Below are 14,983 nucleotides of genomic sequence, written 5' to 3'. Positions count from 1 at the left end.
CATGCAAGCCTGTATCCGAATACATTCTCTGGATAATGTTGCCGTCGCACTGCGGGATCTGGACGCAGGTGAAGCGTTTGCCTTCGATGGCAGCTCGGTGACGCTGTTGCAGCCGGTGCAGCGCGGTCACAAATTTGCCCTGCAGGCGCTGCCCGTGGGTGCACAGGTGATCAAGTACGGCCTGCCGATTGGTCATGCGCGGGAGAGTATTGCCGCAGGAGCCCATATCCACAGTCACAATGTAGCGACCAACCTCAGTGATCTGGACGAGTACAGCTACCAGCCGGTGCCGACTGCGCTCGGCAGTCATCTGGCAGATCGTGAGGTGCAGTTGTATCGCCGCAGTAATGGTCAGGTCGGGATTCGCAATGAGCTGTGGATTCTGCCGACGGTAGGGTGTGTCAATGGGCTGGCCAAGCTGATGCTGCAGCAATTTCTGCAGGAAACCGGCAATGCGCCCGGCATTGACGGCATCTACCTGCACGGCCATCAGTATGGCTGCTCGCAGCTGGGGCAGGATCACGTCAATACCCGCACCATGTTGCAGAACATGGTCAGGCATCCCAATGCCGGGGCGGTGCTGGTGATTGGTCTGGGCTGTGAGAACAACCAGATTGCCGCATTCCGTGACACCCTCGGCGAGCATGATGAGCAGCGCACGCGCTTTATGGTATGCCAGCAGCAGGAAGATGAAATTGCCGCCGGTGTTGCCTATCTGCATGAGTTGTATGAGCAGATGCGCCATGACCAGCGGGTGCCGGGCAAATTGTCGGAGCTGCGTTTCGGGCTTGAGTGCGGGGGTTCTGATGGCTTGTCCGGGATTACCGCCAATCCGCTGCTCGGGCAGTTTTCCGATTATGTCATCAGCCACGGTGGCACCTCGGTACTGACCGAAGTACCGGAGATGTTCGGTGCCGAACGGATTCTGATGAGCCGCTGCCGCGATGAAGAGACCTTTACCAAGACGGTGAAGATGGTCAATGACTTCAAGTCGTACTTTATTGCCCACAACCAGCCGATCTATGAAAACCCCTCACCGGGTAATAAAGCAGGTGGTATTTCCACGCTGGAGGAGAAATCCCTCGGTTGTACCCAGAAGGCCGGGCAGAGTGCGGTAGTGGATGTACTGGAATATGGCGAGCGCCTGCAGTCACCGGGTCTCAACCTGCTCAGTGCCCCGGGTAATGATGCCGTGGCCACCAGTGCACTGGCCGGTGCAGGTTGCCATATGGTGCTGTTCAGTACCGGGCGTGGCACGCCTTATGGTGGCTTTGTCCCCACAATGAAGATTGCCACCAACACTGAGCTGGCCGAGCGCAAACGCCACTGGATTGACTTCGATGCCGGACGGCTGGTGCATGGTGTCGATATGGCCACGTTGCTGGAGGAGTTTATCGACAAGGTGACCGCCATTGCCAATGGTGCCCCCACCTGTAACGAGAAGCTCGAATTTCGTGAGCTGGCGATCTTCAAGAGCGGTGTGACGCTGTAATTTTGTTGTTCAGCTGGGTGCTCCCGAGCGCCCCCTGATGACTGAGCTTTAATCGTGTGGTGAGTGGGAGTCTTGACTCCACTCCTTTTTGTCGACAGTGACAGCAGGGCAGGAAAGACTTTTCCTGCCTTTTTTGTTTCTGGAGGTGAGGCCGCGGGTTATTCCGACCGGGTCTCGTGGCGCATAGTCACCGGAGTGTGGCAGAGTGGCAGCCTTCAACCGGGCAAAGAGGAGGCCCCCATGTTTCGTGATTATCTGCGGCTGATGGTATTTGCAGTGGGCCTGCTGCTGGGGGTGCAGGTGCCGGGGCTGATCGACCAGTATCAGAAGCGGGTCGATGCCCATTTGCAGGAAGCCGGGCAGAACCTGCAGGCCTTCCAGCAAACTGCTGACAAGTACTTCAAGGGTGATCTGCAGGCGCTGATCCAGCATTATGCCGACAGTGATGACCCGGTATTTCAGGCCGATTCGGTCAGCGTCAGGGCGGTCTATCAGCGCTATCAGGTGTTTACCGCCGAGCAGCGGGCGCTGCAACAGCCCTGGTATGGCGTGACCTGGCATATGCTGGTGGCGGCCAACCGCAGCCTGCTGCAGGAAACGCTGAACCAGTACAGCTACACCGTGCCGCTGACGCCCTCTGCCATTGGCTGGGGAGTCGCGGTCGGCTTTCTCGCTTCTTTCCTGATCGAACTGTTTATCCTGCTGCTGGCGCGCATCGCCGGTATTGGCCCGTTCAGTCGTCGGGCCGGACAGCTTTAAATTTGTCAGTCCGTTCTGACGCGTAAAATCCGCTTCCTCAGAGCGTGCTCACCTGCTCAGCTCTGTTTCACTTCCTCCACCGCAAGGGGAAGCGGAAAGCGGTCTTTCACTGTCCGAATGGCGAAGCTGCTGTTGATGTCATGCACCATCGGCAGCACCCGCAGCTTGCGTACCAGCCCCTCGTAGTCGCTCAGGTCCCGGGCAACCACCTCCAGCAGATAGTCAAAGGCGCCAGACACCACATGGCAGCTGATGACTTCGCTCATGGTCATCATGGCGTTCTCGAAAGCCTGCACGACTTCTTCCTGATGGTGGCTCAGACGGACGCTGACAAATACCGTGGTCGACAGTGCCAGCTGGTTGCGATCAAGAATGGCGCGATAGCCACTGATGGTGCCCTGGTCTTCCAGGCGTTTGAGGCGGCGCGCACAGGGGGAGGGCGAAAGGCCCACCTTGTCCGCCAGTTCGACGGTGCTCAAACGGCCATCGGCCTGCAGTAATTGCAGAATGCGCAGATCGGTTCTGTCCATGGTCAGTGCTCAAGGGTGATTTCCACTCATAATTATCGATTATCTGATTTTATTCACCCGTTATAAGGCATTGGGGTGGCAAGTTTGCCCTGAAACGCCCTGTACTCCGCCCCTATACTGGCGCCAGCAAATCCCCTTGTGGCCCAGGTACAACATCATGGCTTCCGTTGCTGGTAATTCCCTTGCTGCTCCTTCCGTCTGGTGGTCGCCGCGTATGCGCGGTGGCGTGGCATTAGCGCTGACGCTGCTGGTCTGGGCCAGTTTCTTTGTATCACTGCGCATCGGTGCCCGGGCATCGCTGCCTGCGCTGGATCTGGCCCTGATCCGTTTCGCACCGGCGGCGCTGGTATTCCTGCCTCTGTTTATCCGTCATGCCCGGCGTATTACGCAGGCGCCCAAACGCTATCTGCTGGGGATCATCGTCGGCGGTGGCCTGCCTTACTTCCTGATTGCCGGGCAGGGTATGCACTACGCTTCGGTCAGTGATGGCAGCACCCTGATCCTCGGCACCATTCCCCTGTTTGTCAGTGCCATTGCGGTGTGCTGTTACGGCGAGACCGTCTCTGTGGCCCGGCGCTGGGGGCTGGGGCTGATTCTGCTGGGGACGCTGGTGATGCTGTCGATGTCGCTGGTACAGGGAGGCGAACGCTGGAAGGGACATCTGATTTTTGTTGGCTGCGGTCTGCTGTGGGCGTATTACACCGTTTCGCTGCGCAAGGCCGGGCTGACACCCTGGCAGGGCGCTTCGTTTCTGGCGGTGACGTCGCTGGTGCTGACACTGCTGGCGCTGTTGTGGCGTCAGCAACCGCTGCAGCTGGTCAGTCTGCCGCTCAGCGAGTTGCTGTTTCATATCGGTGTGCAGGGCGTTGGTGTTGGGCTCGTATCAGCCTTTACCTTTGCTTATGCCATTACTCGCCTTGGCGCCGAAGTGCCGGCGGCTATCGGCTCCCTGACGCCGGTGCTGGCCTCACTGCTGGCGGTACTGTTACTCGGTGAGCATGTTTCGGCCCGCACTATGCTGGGTATGCTGCTGGTGGTCATAGGGGTCTGTCTTGCCAGCCAGCTGTTGCGCTGGCCGCAGCGGAAAAACGTCGCCATCGCAAGTTAGGCAATGTGGAGACAGAAAAGCCCCGGCAGTGCGTGTCACTGCCGGGGCTTTCTACGTCTGTCTGATCAGCGTCTTTCTGATTAGTTTCTGAGCCAGTCAGTTAAACCTCTGCACATATCAGTTCAGGGCCTGAGCCGGGCCGAAGAACTCATAGAACTGGCGGTCTTCGCTGACGCCGATATCTTTTAACAGGTGCCGGGCGGCCTGCATAAAGGGAGCGGGGCCAATGAAGTATGCCTGCAGCGCCTCATGGTCAGGCAACCAGCGTTGCAGCTGTTCGATATAGATACGGCCGGTGTCATCGGCCTGATCTTCCTCATCGTGTTGCTCCAGCACCCGATAACGCTGCAGCTGTGCAGGGTATTTGCCCTGCAGCTGGTCGAGTTCGTCGCGGAAGGCTTCCACTCCACGGTGACGGGCGTAGTGAATAAACACCACATCACGACCTGCTGACAGGGCCTGCTGCAGGATCGGCAGAGTCGGGGTGATGCCAACGCCAGCGCTGAGCAGTGCTACCGGGCCGCTACCGGGCTGCAGCAGCAGTTCGCCGGTGGGCGGGAACAGGTTGATTGTCTGTCCGGGTGACAGCTGATCATGCAGATAGTTAGATACCGCGCCTTGTGCTTCACGTTTAACACTGATGCGATAGTAGTGGCTGTTGGGGGCAGCGGAGAGGGAATAGTTGCGACGCTGCTCGACGCCATCAACCCAGACCTGCAGGCCGATGTACTGACCGGGCTGGTGGGCAAGAATGGGATTGCCATCCACCGGCTCAAAATAGAATGACGTGATTTCGTCGCTTTCCACCTGCTTGCGTACCAGACGGAATGCCCGCGCCCCACGCCAGCCGCCTGCGGCTTCTGCATTCCCGGCATAGACTTTCTCTTCAGCACCAATCAGCAGATCAGCCAGAAACTGATAGGCTTCGGCCCAGGCATTGATGATGTCATCGGTGGCGGCATCGCCCAGCACATCTTTGATAGCTTGCAGTAAACAGGTGCCAACAATCGGATAGTGTTCCGGCAGAATTTGCAGTGATACGTGCTTGCTGACGATTTGTCCTACCAGCGGGCCCAATGCCTCCAGCCGGTTAATGTGTTTGGCGTAGTTGAGAATCGCCGAGGCCAGGGCGCGCGGCTGGGTGCCACTGACCTGATTGGCCTGATTGAACAGCGGGCGCACCTCGGGGTAGTGGCTCAGCATGTAGTTGTAGAAGTGGCGGGTGAGAGCTTCCCCGCCGGCTTCCAGTACAGGTACGGTCTGAGTCACAATGTCACGGGTGGTGGCGGACAGCATGGTTTATGCTCCTGAGTTGATGTCTGTATGAGCTATATCAACCTTCGTGCCATTAATTATTTTCAATAAAATCAATAATTTGTATTTTGTGTGGTCATTATGACTTCAATTTTTTTGTAGTCATTCTGATACATGAGGTGTTTATGACATCGCTTGCTGACATGGCCGATGTGCTGTCGCTGGTGGCGGATTTGAGCCGTGACCTGCCCGATCAGGAACGCTATCAACGGGTGCTGGACTGCATTACCCAGCGTTTCCCCTGCCACGCCTGCGCCTTGTTGCGGCTGGAGCAGGATACGCTGGTACCGGTTGCTGTCTTTGGGCTGAGTGAAGATACGCTCGGGCGGCGTTTCAGTCTGGCCCATCACCCCCGTCTGCAGGCCATTGCCGCGCAGCGAGTGCCGTTACGCTTTGCCGCCGACTGCGACCTGCCTGATCCTTATGATGGTCTGGTCGAGGTGCCGCAGGAGGATGCGCAGACCCCGCTGGACGTGCATGACTGTATGGGCTGCGCTCTGTATCTGGATAACCGGCTGTGGGGCGTGCTGACGCTGGATGCGTTGCAGCCGGGCCATTTCGACGGCTTTGACATGACTGAGCTTGAGATCATGATGCAGCTGGCGGCGGCCAGTGTGGCGGCGGCCGAGCGCATGCACGCCTTGTCACAGCGGGCGGCCCATTCGGAGCAGGTCAGTCAGGCTATGCTGCAGTCCCGTGCTGAGCAGGACATGATTGGCAATAGCGCGGTGATGCGCGCACTGCAGGACGAAATTGCCCTGGTAGCCTCGTCTTCGCTGGCGGTACTGATTCTGGGTGAAACCGGCGTAGGCAAGGAACGGGTCGCCGAGGCACTGCATCGGCAGTCAGATCGCGCCCGTCAGCCGTTGATCAGCCTCAACTGCGCCGCGCTTAACGAGACGCTGGCTGAGAGCGAGTTGTTTGGCCATGCCCGGGGTGCCTTTTCTGGCGCGGTGACTGAGCGGGCTGGCAAGTTCGAGCTGGCCGATGGCGGCACGCTGTTTCTCGATGAGGTCGGAGAGTTACCCCTGAGTATTCAGGCCAAGCTGCTGCGCGTGTTACAGAGCGGGCAGATTCAGCGTCTGGGCAGCGACAAAGATCATCGTGTCGATGTACGCATTATCGCTGCCACCAATCGCCAGCTGCAGGAGGAGGTCAGGGCCGGGCGCTTCCGCGCTGATCTCTATCATCGCCTCAGTGTCTACCCCTTGCAGGTGCCCCCACTGCGCGAGCGCGGGCGAGACGTGTTGCAGCTGGCAGGCTACTTCCTTGAACAGAACCGGATCCGGCTCGGGGTGGCTGCGCTGCGCCTAAGCAATGAAGCCCAGCAGGCGCTGCTGAGCTACCGCTGGCCGGGCAACGTGCGCGAGCTGGAACACGCGCTCAGCCGCGCTGCGCTTAAAGCGCTGAGTGTGCATGCCGGTGGCAGCCGTACCATTGAAATATGCCGTACCCAGCTGGATCTGGCGGATGCCCCCCTGATATCGGTGAGCAATGACAACGCAGCGGCGTCCCTGCCGGGAGCGGTGTTTGAAGAACCGGGCTGGCAGGGGCTGGATCTGCGTCAGGCGACAGAGCAGTATCAGGCGCAGATGATTCAGGCCATTCTGGCGGAGCAGCAGGGCAACTGGTCCGCTGCGGCGCGAATTCTTGGGGTTGATCGGGCCAATCTGCATCGTCTGGCACGACGGCTGGGGATGAAGACCTGAGGCACTGACAACAGGCCGATGATTTGAGCATGGCAGGAGAAGACGCTGTGAATGTGGTGGAGTACCGTTTTTCCCTCAATATTCCTCAGGATGAGCTGATGCGCATGTATCGGGGCCAGGCTCGGTTTCTCAGGGTGCGCACCGACAGTGGCATCGTATTGCAGCTGGGGGTGGATAAGCTGCGGCCGCTGGTGGGGCACAGTGGTATTCAGGGGCGCTTTGTTTTACGCACCGACATGAACAATGGCTTTATCTCTCTGCAGCGTGAGTAAGGCGGCTGAGGCGAAACCCAACTTCGTGCACAGTGTTTAAAAATGTAAAAAATTTGTTATCATGCGCGTCCTTTTGTAATCACATGGGATGTGAATCATGAAGAAAGCACTGATCGTAGTGGCACTGGCCTCTGTTATGGCTGGTTGCGTACAGAATGGTGTCATTAATACTGCTTCCATCGGCGCGGCAGAGACGGCTTTTCATGCGGCCACTTTCAGCGATGAGGATGCCAAACGTATGGCAGATCAGGCGGCGGTCTACTATGACAGCCGCAACAAGCTGTCCTCCCCCAATAGCAAATACAGTAAGCGTCTGGCGCGTATCGTCAAAGGGGTGACCAATGAAGACGGTCTGGCGCTGAACTTCCGCGTCTATGAGACCAAGGAAGTGAACGCCTTTGCCATGGCCAACGGCACCGTGCGAGTCTACAGCGGGCTGCTCGACCGCATGACGGATGACGAAGTGCGTTCGGTCATCGGTCATGAAATTGGCCACGTGAAACTGGGCCATAGCAAAAAGGCGACACAGATGGCGCTGGCGGCCTCCGCTGCCCGTCAGGGTGCCAGTGCTACAGGTGGCACGGCCGCGCTGCTGAACCAGAGTGAGCTGGCCGACTTCTCTGAAGAACTGCTGAATGCGCAGTTTTCCCAGAAGCAGGAGTCCGAAGCGGATGGTTACTCGGTTTCCTTCATGAAGCGTCACAAATGGAATGCCAAAGCCAACATCACTGCCATGCAGAAGCTGATGGCACTGGAAAGCGGCAGCCATAGCATGCTGGATTCGCACCCGGCCACTTCTGATCGCATCAAGCACATCCAGTCTCTGCTGTAATGTGTGATGGCCGGAGCCTGATGTGCTCCGGCCTCCGTTTTTGAACTTTCTGTGACTTCCTTATCCCGCCTGTGTCTTGGCAGGTTTCTTGTATATGCAGATGAATCAGGTTCGTAATTGCAGTCGGGCCTTATCCTGCGCCAAATCTGTACCTCTCCTTCCGCAGCAGGCCTGACTTGCGTGAGCAATGCACCATTATTGCTCGACAAAACGTGCTGTCTGCCAACGCCATATGGCCGACGTGTAGCTCATCGTTAACAGATTCTGGGTAATCTGACGACGGGCAAATGAGGCTGGCTTGCCACCCTGAAGGTGTGATGTATGGATCCAAATACCAAGATTGATATTGTCTGGATCATCCTGTGTGCCATTCTTGTCAGCACAATGCAGGCCGGTTTCTGTGCGCTGGAAAGCGGTCTGGTACGGGCCAAGAACAGTATCAATGTGGCCATCAAGAATCTGGTTGATTTCTGCATTGCCTCGCTGGTGTTCTGGCTGGTGGGTTATGGTGTGATGTTTGGCCCGTCACTGCTGGGGCTGGCGGGCACCCAAACGGTGCATGAGATCAGCAGTGATGCCTACACCATGGCATTCTTCCTGTTTCAGCTGGTGTTCTGCGGTACCTCCACCACCATCGTGTCGGGAGCGGTTGCTGAGCGCATGAGCTTCACCGGTTACTTCCTCGCTGCACTGGTACTGGCCGGGCTGATCTATCCGGTCACCGGGCATTGGGCCTGGGGCGGCACGGAGGATGCGCCCGGCTGGCTGCGTGCTGTCGGCTTTCACGATTTTGCCGGTTCAACGGTAGTGCACAGCGTCGGTGGCTGGATGGCGCTGGCGGCGATCATGATCATTGGTCCTCGGGCAGGCCGGTTTGCAGGCAAAGGCATTCAGGGGCATGACATGCCGGTGGCGGTGCTGGGCGTGTTCCTGCTGTGGTTTGGCTGGTTTGGATTCAATGGCGGCAGCGAGCTGGCCTTCAACGAGCGGGTGCCACTGATTCTGGTCAATACCGCCATGGGCGGGGCGGCCGGTGGGCTGGCAGCATTGCTGTTCACCTGGCTGGTGTTTCGTCTGCCACAGGTGCCGCTGATCATGAACGGAGTTATTGCCGGGCTGGTGGGCGTGACCGCCGGTTGCGACCATTTCACTCCCTTTGCTTCGGTCATCGCCGGAGCCATCGCCGGTATTCTTGCCTGTCTGACGTCGGTGGCGATGGACCGTACCCATCTGGATGATGCGGTGGGAGCTGTCGCAGCCCATCTTATTCCCGGTATCTGGGGCACGCTGGCGGTGGCCGTAGTGGGTGACCCTGACGGCTGGCCCATGGCCCATGATCGCTGGCAGCAGCTGCTGATCCAGCTGCAAGGGGTGGCGACCATGGGCGCCTATGCCTTTATCGTCAGTTATTCATTGCTGTGGCTGATCAACAAGGTTCATCCGCTGCGCGTTACCGAGCAGCAGGAGCGCATGGGGCTGAATATTTCCGAGCACGGTGCCAGCACGTCCACGCAGGACCTGCTGACGCAGATGATTGATCATGAGCGGGGGGGGGACTTCAGTCAGGGAGTGCAGGTAGAGCCTGAAACCGAGGCCGAGCCGATCGCCCGTGAATATAACCGGGTGCTGGCCAAAGTGAATGAGATGACACAGGACCTCAAGGAGAGCGAGCGCCGGGTCAGTACCATTCTGGAGAGTTCAGCCTTTCCCATCGCCATTCTTGATCTCGATACGCACCAGCTCAATTACCTCAATGGCCGTGCGCTGGAAATGTTTGCCTTGCTACCGGGGCAGGCGCTGGATGAAGAACGGTTGTGGGTGGATGAAGGTGAACGAGCCATGGTGCTGCACACTGCGGCCGCCATGGGTAAAGTGACCGATGTTGAGGTGCAGTTGCGCAATGCCAAGGGGCAGGCGTTTTATGCGCTGCTGTCGGCTTCACGGATGAGGCTGGATGAGCACGAATGCCTGTGTCTGTCATTCAACGACATCACCAGCCGTAAAGCAGTGGAAGCCATGCTCAAACAGCGCGCTACCCATGATTCCCTGACCGGGGCAGCCAATCCGGCCCACTTTGCTGAGCTGGCTGATCGGGAAATTCGCCGCTCACGCCGTTTCGGGCTCGGGTTGTCGGTGCTGATGCTCGATGCAGATCATTTCAAGGCGGTGAACGATACCTATGGTCACGAAGCGGGCGACCGGGTGCTGCAGGAGCTGGTGCAGATCATTCGCCTGTGTCTGCGTAGTATCGATGTGGTGGGGCGTATGGGCGGTGAGGAGTTTGCCATTCTGCTGGCGGAGACTGATCACGACGGTGCCCGCACGGCAGCTGAGCGCATGTGTGAGGCCATCGCCCGCCATCCGGTTGCACTGCCTGACGGTGAAATGCTGCACATTACTGTCAGCATCGGCATGGCGGTACTGCATTCCGGTGATGCCAACTACAAAACCCTGCTGCGGCGTGCTGATCAGGCGCTGTACCGCGCCAAAGCCCATGGGCGTAACCGGGTGGAGCAGGAAACAATAACGAGCTGATTCCGTCAGTATTTGTCCTGATCAGCTGCTGGCGACCTGATTCCGGCCGCTGGCTTTGGCGGAATAGAGCGCCTTGTCTGCTCGTTCCAAAGCTGAATGCGGCGTATCACCCTGACGCAGCTCCGTTACCCCAATAGACAGGGTGACCTGAATGGCTTCACGACCAGAGCCAAACCGCTGGCTGCCAAGGCTGACCCGAATCTGTTCGCACAGGATCTGCATGGCGGGCATTGTCAGGCCTGTCAGCAGCACAAACTCCTCGCCACCAAAACGGGCAAGCAGGCTTTGCTCATTCAGTTGCCTGCTGATGGTCTGTGCGACCTGTCGTAGCACCTGATCGCCGACGGGATGACCGTGCTGGTCGTTAATCTGCTTGAACCAGTCCAGATCAAGCAGGGCAAGGCAGGCGGTGCCGGGCCCGGATTGCAATTGCTGTAGCCGCTGCCTCAGGTGATGGCTGGCAAAGCGGCGGTTTTTAAGGCCAGTCAGTTCATCTTCATTGGCCTGTCTGGCCAGCTCATCGATGGTCCGCAGTAATGCCTGTTTCTCCGCTTCACTTTCCTGCATCCGCAGCCGCTCCAGCTCTGCTTCGAGATGGGCACGTTCTGCGTTGAGGCGAATCTCACTCAGTTCGGTCATGTCTGTCATGAACTGGGCACGGGTATTGGCAATAACCGAGCGCTGTTCGCGCTCCAGCTGATGATAGTGCTTGTAATACTCCAGTGCTTTCAGTGGCTGCTGCATGGTTTCGTAGGCTTCGGAAATCTCATGATAGATAGTCAGCAGTACAGGGCGTTCGGCATGTTCGATCAGGGCAGGTAGCAGCCGCTCGAAATGTGCGACGGCCAGTGGAGTGTCGCCACTGTAGAGATGGGCACGAGCCTGAATGACTTCGGCATCATGCACCAGTGCCTGATAACCGTGCTGTGCAGCCAGAGCGGTCGACTGATCAAGCAGCATTCTGGCGTGGGCCAGATCCCCGTTGAACACCCCCAGCATGGCGTAGTTGGCCAGTGAAATGGCCTGCCGGTAAGGGTGGCTGGCCTCCTGTGCCAGCTGCAGGGCACGTCGGGCGTGCACCAGACCCTGATTGACCACATCGGTGAACAGCTCACTGTTCTGCTGATGTTCATTCCAGAGATGGCGGGCGTGGGTAGCGCTGGTGCTGGCGAGATTGTTGAGGATGCAGAAGCGTTCCTCGGCGCCGAGTCGCTCTGACAGGCTGAGCGCGCGTAGCAGGAAGGCGACGGATTTGTCGAAGTTGCCGAGCTGTTCATGGACGATGCCGATGCGGTTCTGCGCCCAGAACAGCAGGTAGGTGTCATCCAGGCGGCGGGCGATTTCCATACTCTGGGCCAGCCCCTGCATGGCTTCTTCGTACAGGCCCAGCTCCATGTAGGCAAAGGCCTGCTGGGTCAGGGTTTCTGCCAGCCGGTCTTCGACGTGGCAATGACTCCACAGCGTGATGGCCTGGCTGAAGGCGGTTACGGCGGTCTGATACTGTCCCAGCCGGATCAGCTGTGCGGCCAGTAGTTGGCGCGCCTGTGCTTCCAGCAGTGGCAGGTTGTGCGTTTTGGCCTGTTCCGCTGCCTGCCCGGCCAGCATGCTGCCCTGTCGATAGTTACCGCTTAAACGTAGTTGCTCCGCCTGATCAAGCAGCTGTTGCAGTTGCTGCTCCTGATGGCTGGCGCTGTGTCTGGTCATCTGAATAAGCTTCCGCCGATGGATATTCAACAGCCTGCTAAAGGTTTAGCACATTTTAGCTGAAATGCTGTAGCAACCGCGGCGGGATAAAGCAGAGAGGCCGGTCAGCCCAGTGGGCTGGCCGGCGTTGACGGAGACAGGTTGTCAGAACGGATAGTGATTGTCGGCCGTCTGAATGGTCATCCAGCGCAGGTCGGTGAATTCCGCGATACCTGCCTTGCCACCAAATCGTCCCCAGCCGCTGTCTTTCACACCGCCAAAAGGCATCTGCGCTTCGTCATGGACGGTGGCGGAGTTGATATGGCAGATGCCAGAGTCTATGCGGCGAGCCACATTCATTGCCCGGCTGATGTCTTTGCTGAAGACCGCGGCTGACAGGCCGTAGTCGCTGTCATTGGCGATGGTGATGGCCTCCTCGTCACTGTTCACCCGAATGATGCTGAGCACGGGGCCAAACGATTCATCACGGTACAGGCTCATGCTGGGGACGATGTGATCCACCACGGTGGGCTGCATGATGGCGCCGTCAACCTGACCTCCGGCAACCAGCACTGCGCCTTTGGCAACGGACTCTTCCACCATGGATTTGACCCGTGCCGCGGCATCGGCGCCGATCATCGAACCCAGCGGTACATTCTCGGTACGCGGGTTGCCTGCTTTCAGCCCCAGTGCCTTGAGTTTGAGTTTTTCGACAAACTCATCGGCGACGGCGTTATCGACAATCAGACGCTCTGTCGACATGCAGATCTGGCCCTGGTTCATGAATGCGCCGAAGGCTGCCGCATTGACGGCCGCATCGATATCCGCATCATCCAGCACCAGCAAGGGTGCCTTGCCACCCAGCTCCAGTACGCAGCGCTTCAGCTTGCTGGCACACAGCTCGGCGATGATGCGGCCCACGCGGGTCGAGCCGGTGAAGTTGACATGGCGAACACAGGGCTCGTTGATCAGTGCTTCCACCACTGTCGCAGCCTCTTCGGGCGCATTGGTGATCACGTTCAGAGCCCCTTTGGGTAAGCCTGCTTCCTGCAGAACATCGGCAATCAGTACATGGGTTTTGGGGCACAGCTCTGAGGCTTTGAACACCACGGTATTGCCACAGGCCAGTGGTGTCGCCAGGGCACGCACACCCAGAATCACCGGCGCGTTCCAGGGGGCAATGCCGACGCAGACGCCCAGTGCCTGACGTACGGCCATGGCAAAGCTGCCGGGCTTGTCGGAGGGTATAACCTCGCCTGTCATTTGCGTGGTCAGGGCTGCCGCCTCGCGCATATGGCCTGCAGCCAGATGACAGTTGAAACCTGCCCAGATCGCAGAGGCGCCGGTTTCGGCCTGCATGGCTTCAATAAAGTCAGGTGTGCGGGCTTCGAGCAGATCGGCGGCTTTCAGCAGAATGCGCCGGCGCTCATTCGGAGCGGTTGCAGACCAGCCGGGGAACGCGGCGGCGGCGGCTCGGGCAGCCGCTACGGCGTCGGCGGGCGTGGCTGCGGCGGCGCGGGTAGCGGTCTGGTTGAGAATGGGGTCGATGCGATCATAGGTTCTGCCTTGTTGTGCTTCGCAGAATTCGCCATTGATCAGCAGTTGGGTCGTCAACATTCGGGAGTCTCCTGTGTCGCACAAGCCAGAACGGGCTTTGCGGACTGTTATTGTTGTCAGAGGCTTGCTACGGGATCGTGATCAGGTTCACCGATGGTGAACAGATGCAGGTCGTTCAAAAGCAAGAGCCGTCATCAAATCACAGCCGGGGACAGGTGCGAAATGTCATTATTCGAGGCTTTTTTGCCAAAATCCGGTGGTAGGTGCGCAGGTATCAGGGCCAATGTGAGAAATCGCTGGCACTGGTTGCCCCCGCTGCTTTACGTGGTTTGAGCAGCTGTGCCCGGTACTGGCTGGGTGACTGGCCTTGCAGACGTTTGAAGAAATGACTGAACTGGGCGCTGTCGCGAAAACCAAGATAACTGGCAATCTGCTCGATGCTCAGTACCGAGCGCTGCAGACTCAGGCGTGCCTCATCCAGCACCCGATTGTGCAGCAGCTGCACGGGGGACAGGCCCAGTTCACGTTTGCAGCAGGCGTAGAGCCGGTCCTGACTGAGGCCCATCATCTGTGCATATCGGGCGACGGGCCAGCGTTCGCGATAATGGATCTCGATCAGATAACGCAGGCGCTGGATCAGCCCGGTGCTGTCTTTCTGGCTGTCTTCGGCCACAGCCTCGCTGCCGCTCAGGCGCCACAGGTAAGTCAGTACTATGGTCAGCTGGGCATGGAGCACGATCGTTGAGCCTGCACTCAGTGTGCGGCTTTCTTCCACCATGGCCTGACAGCTTTGCTGCAGGTGCCGGGTGAGTGGCTGCTGCTCATCCACCGTCAGGCTGACCGTTTCCCGGGTCAGATAACGCAGTGCGCTGAGTTCGGTATGGTGCTGCAGACATTGCCACAGAGCCGCATCACTGCAACCCAGCAGATACCCTGCTGATCCGGCATGCAGCTTCAGGCTGAGGTTGAGACTACGTGGTAACCAGATTAGTGCGGGGCCGGAGAACTGATCTTCAGCGACCGTTGTGCTGCCTGCGCTCAGCAGTAGCAGCTGGTGATCTCTGTTCAGAGTCCATTGCCGGTGCTGATGGTTGCTATAAAGCGGATCGGCATGCACGTCCTGACGGGGGCGGGTAAGGCAGGAGGAAGGAGCAGACGACGCTGGCACGGCAAACAATCCTTGGCAGGGGTT

Annotated in this window: 12 protein-coding genes; 7 read left to right on the top strand and 5 right to left on the bottom strand. The window is 58.5% G+C overall.

Annotated elements, in window-relative coordinates; all coding sequences use genetic code 11:
* Window position 1 precedes the first annotated feature (1 nt).
* Window positions 2–1,492: an altronate dehydratase family protein gene (locus tag QCD60_RS04010; RefSeq protein WP_279782626.1), complete on the top strand. Its 1,491-nt coding sequence runs from the start codon at window positions 2–4 to the stop codon at window positions 1,490–1,492.
* Window positions 1,493–1,732: 240 nt separating this feature from the next.
* Window positions 1,733–2,251: a DUF2937 family protein gene (locus QCD60_RS04005; protein WP_279782624.1), complete on the top strand. Its 519-nt coding sequence runs from the start codon at window positions 1,733–1,735 to the stop codon at window positions 2,249–2,251.
* Between the two features lie 56 nt (window positions 2,252–2,307).
* On the opposite strand, the gene QCD60_RS04000 is transcribed toward QCD60_RS04005, so the two are convergent.
* Window positions 2,308–2,781 (bottom strand): Lrp/AsnC family transcriptional regulator, encoded by a 474-nt coding sequence (locus QCD60_RS04000; RefSeq protein WP_104152813.1) that lies wholly within the window; start codon window positions 2,779–2,781, stop codon window positions 2,308–2,310.
* A 157-nt stretch (window positions 2,782–2,938) separates the two neighbouring features.
* On the opposite strand from QCD60_RS04000, the gene QCD60_RS03995 reads away from it, so the two are divergent.
* Window positions 2,939–3,889, top strand: a complete 951-nt coding sequence (locus QCD60_RS03995) for a DMT family transporter (protein WP_279782620.1) — start codon at window positions 2,939–2,941, stop codon at window positions 3,887–3,889.
* 117 nt (window positions 3,890–4,006) lie between these two features.
* On the opposite strand, the gene hmpA is transcribed toward QCD60_RS03995, so the two are convergent.
* On the bottom strand, window positions 4,007–5,185 hold the full coding sequence (hmpA, locus tag QCD60_RS03990; protein WP_279782618.1) for an NO-inducible flavohemoprotein: 1,179 nt from the start codon (window positions 5,183–5,185) through the stop codon (window positions 4,007–4,009).
* Between the two features lie 143 nt (window positions 5,186–5,328).
* Between hmpA and norR the strand changes: the two genes are divergently transcribed.
* The 4 genes from norR (at window position 5,329) to amt (ending at window position 10,551) form a co-directional block, all read left to right on the top strand.
* Complete coding sequence (gene norR / locus QCD60_RS03985) at window positions 5,329–6,912, top strand: nitric oxide reductase transcriptional regulator NorR (RefSeq protein WP_279782616.1); 1,584 nt, start codon at window positions 5,329–5,331, stop codon at window positions 6,910–6,912.
* A gap of 29 nt (window positions 6,913–6,941) precedes the next feature.
* Entirely contained in the window at window positions 6,942–7,184 is a 243-nt protein-coding gene (locus QCD60_RS03980; RefSeq protein WP_279782614.1) for a DUF2835 family protein, read from the top strand.
* A 97-nt stretch (window positions 7,185–7,281) separates the two neighbouring features.
* Complete coding sequence (locus tag QCD60_RS03975) at window positions 7,282–8,016, top strand: M48 family metallopeptidase (protein WP_279782612.1); 735 nt, start codon at window positions 7,282–7,284, stop codon at window positions 8,014–8,016.
* Window positions 8,017–8,337: 321 nt separating this feature from the next.
* The gene (gene amt / locus QCD60_RS03970) at window positions 8,338–10,551 is read left to right on the top strand and encodes an ammonium transporter (RefSeq protein WP_279782610.1); all 2,214 of its coding nucleotides are present in this window, start codon (window positions 8,338–8,340) and stop codon (window positions 10,549–10,551) included.
* A gap of 21 nt (window positions 10,552–10,572) precedes the next feature.
* On the opposite strand, the gene QCD60_RS03965 is transcribed toward amt, so the two are convergent.
* From QCD60_RS03965 to QCD60_RS03955, 3 genes are all read right to left on the bottom strand, one after another.
* Window positions 10,573–12,255, bottom strand: a complete 1,683-nt coding sequence (locus QCD60_RS03965) for a diguanylate cyclase (protein WP_279782608.1) — start codon at window positions 12,253–12,255, stop codon at window positions 10,573–10,575.
* Window positions 12,256–12,399: 144 nt separating this feature from the next.
* Window positions 12,400–13,851: an aldehyde dehydrogenase gene (locus QCD60_RS03960; RefSeq protein WP_279782606.1), complete on the bottom strand. Its 1,452-nt coding sequence runs from the start codon at window positions 13,849–13,851 to the stop codon at window positions 12,400–12,402.
* Window positions 13,852–14,065: 214 nt separating this feature from the next.
* Window positions 14,066–14,959 (bottom strand): AraC family transcriptional regulator, encoded by an 894-nt coding sequence (locus QCD60_RS03955; protein WP_279782603.1) that lies wholly within the window; start codon window positions 14,957–14,959, stop codon window positions 14,066–14,068.
* Between the last annotated feature and the right edge of the window lie 24 nt (window positions 14,960–14,983).

Origin of the sequence: Pokkaliibacter sp. MBI-7, assembly GCF_029846635.1 — a bacterium.
In the GTDB taxonomy this organism is placed as follows: domain Bacteria; phylum Pseudomonadota; class Gammaproteobacteria; order Pseudomonadales; family Balneatricaceae; genus Pokkaliibacter.
The sequence above is the reverse complement of the archived record's forward strand: the minus strand, read 5'-3'. Positions and strand labels throughout refer to the sequence as shown.

Excerpts from the sequence above, each read along its gene's own strand:
- QCD60_RS04000 (WP_104152813.1), bottom strand. The coding sequence starts at position 2,781 with ATGGACAGAACCGATCTGCGCATTCTGCAATTACTGCAGGCCGATGGC.
- amt (WP_279782610.1), top strand. The coding sequence starts at position 8,338 with ATGGATCCAAATACCAAGATTGATATTGTCTGGATCATCCTGTGTGCC.
- QCD60_RS04010 (WP_279782626.1), top strand. The coding sequence starts at position 2 with ATGCAAGCCTGTATCCGAATACATTCTCTGGATAATGTTGCCGTCGCA.
- QCD60_RS03980 (WP_279782614.1), top strand. The coding sequence starts at position 6,942 with ATGGCAGGAGAAGACGCTGTGAATGTGGTGGAGTACCGTTTTTCCCTC.
- norR (WP_279782616.1), top strand. The coding sequence starts at position 5,329 with ATGACATCGCTTGCTGACATGGCCGATGTGCTGTCGCTGGTGGCGGAT.
- QCD60_RS03995 (WP_279782620.1), top strand. The coding sequence starts at position 2,939 with ATGGCTTCCGTTGCTGGTAATTCCCTTGCTGCTCCTTCCGTCTGGTGG.
- hmpA (WP_279782618.1), bottom strand. The coding sequence starts at position 5,185 with ATGCTGTCCGCCACCACCCGTGACATTGTGACTCAGACCGTACCTGTA.
- QCD60_RS03975 (WP_279782612.1), top strand. The coding sequence starts at position 7,282 with ATGAAGAAAGCACTGATCGTAGTGGCACTGGCCTCTGTTATGGCTGGT.
- QCD60_RS03965 (WP_279782608.1), bottom strand. The coding sequence starts at position 12,255 with ATGACCAGACACAGCGCCAGCCATCAGGAGCAGCAACTGCAACAGCTG.
- QCD60_RS03960 (WP_279782606.1), bottom strand. The coding sequence starts at position 13,851 with ATGTTGACGACCCAACTGCTGATCAATGGCGAATTCTGCGAAGCACAA.
- QCD60_RS04005 (WP_279782624.1), top strand. The coding sequence starts at position 1,733 with ATGTTTCGTGATTATCTGCGGCTGATGGTATTTGCAGTGGGCCTGCTG.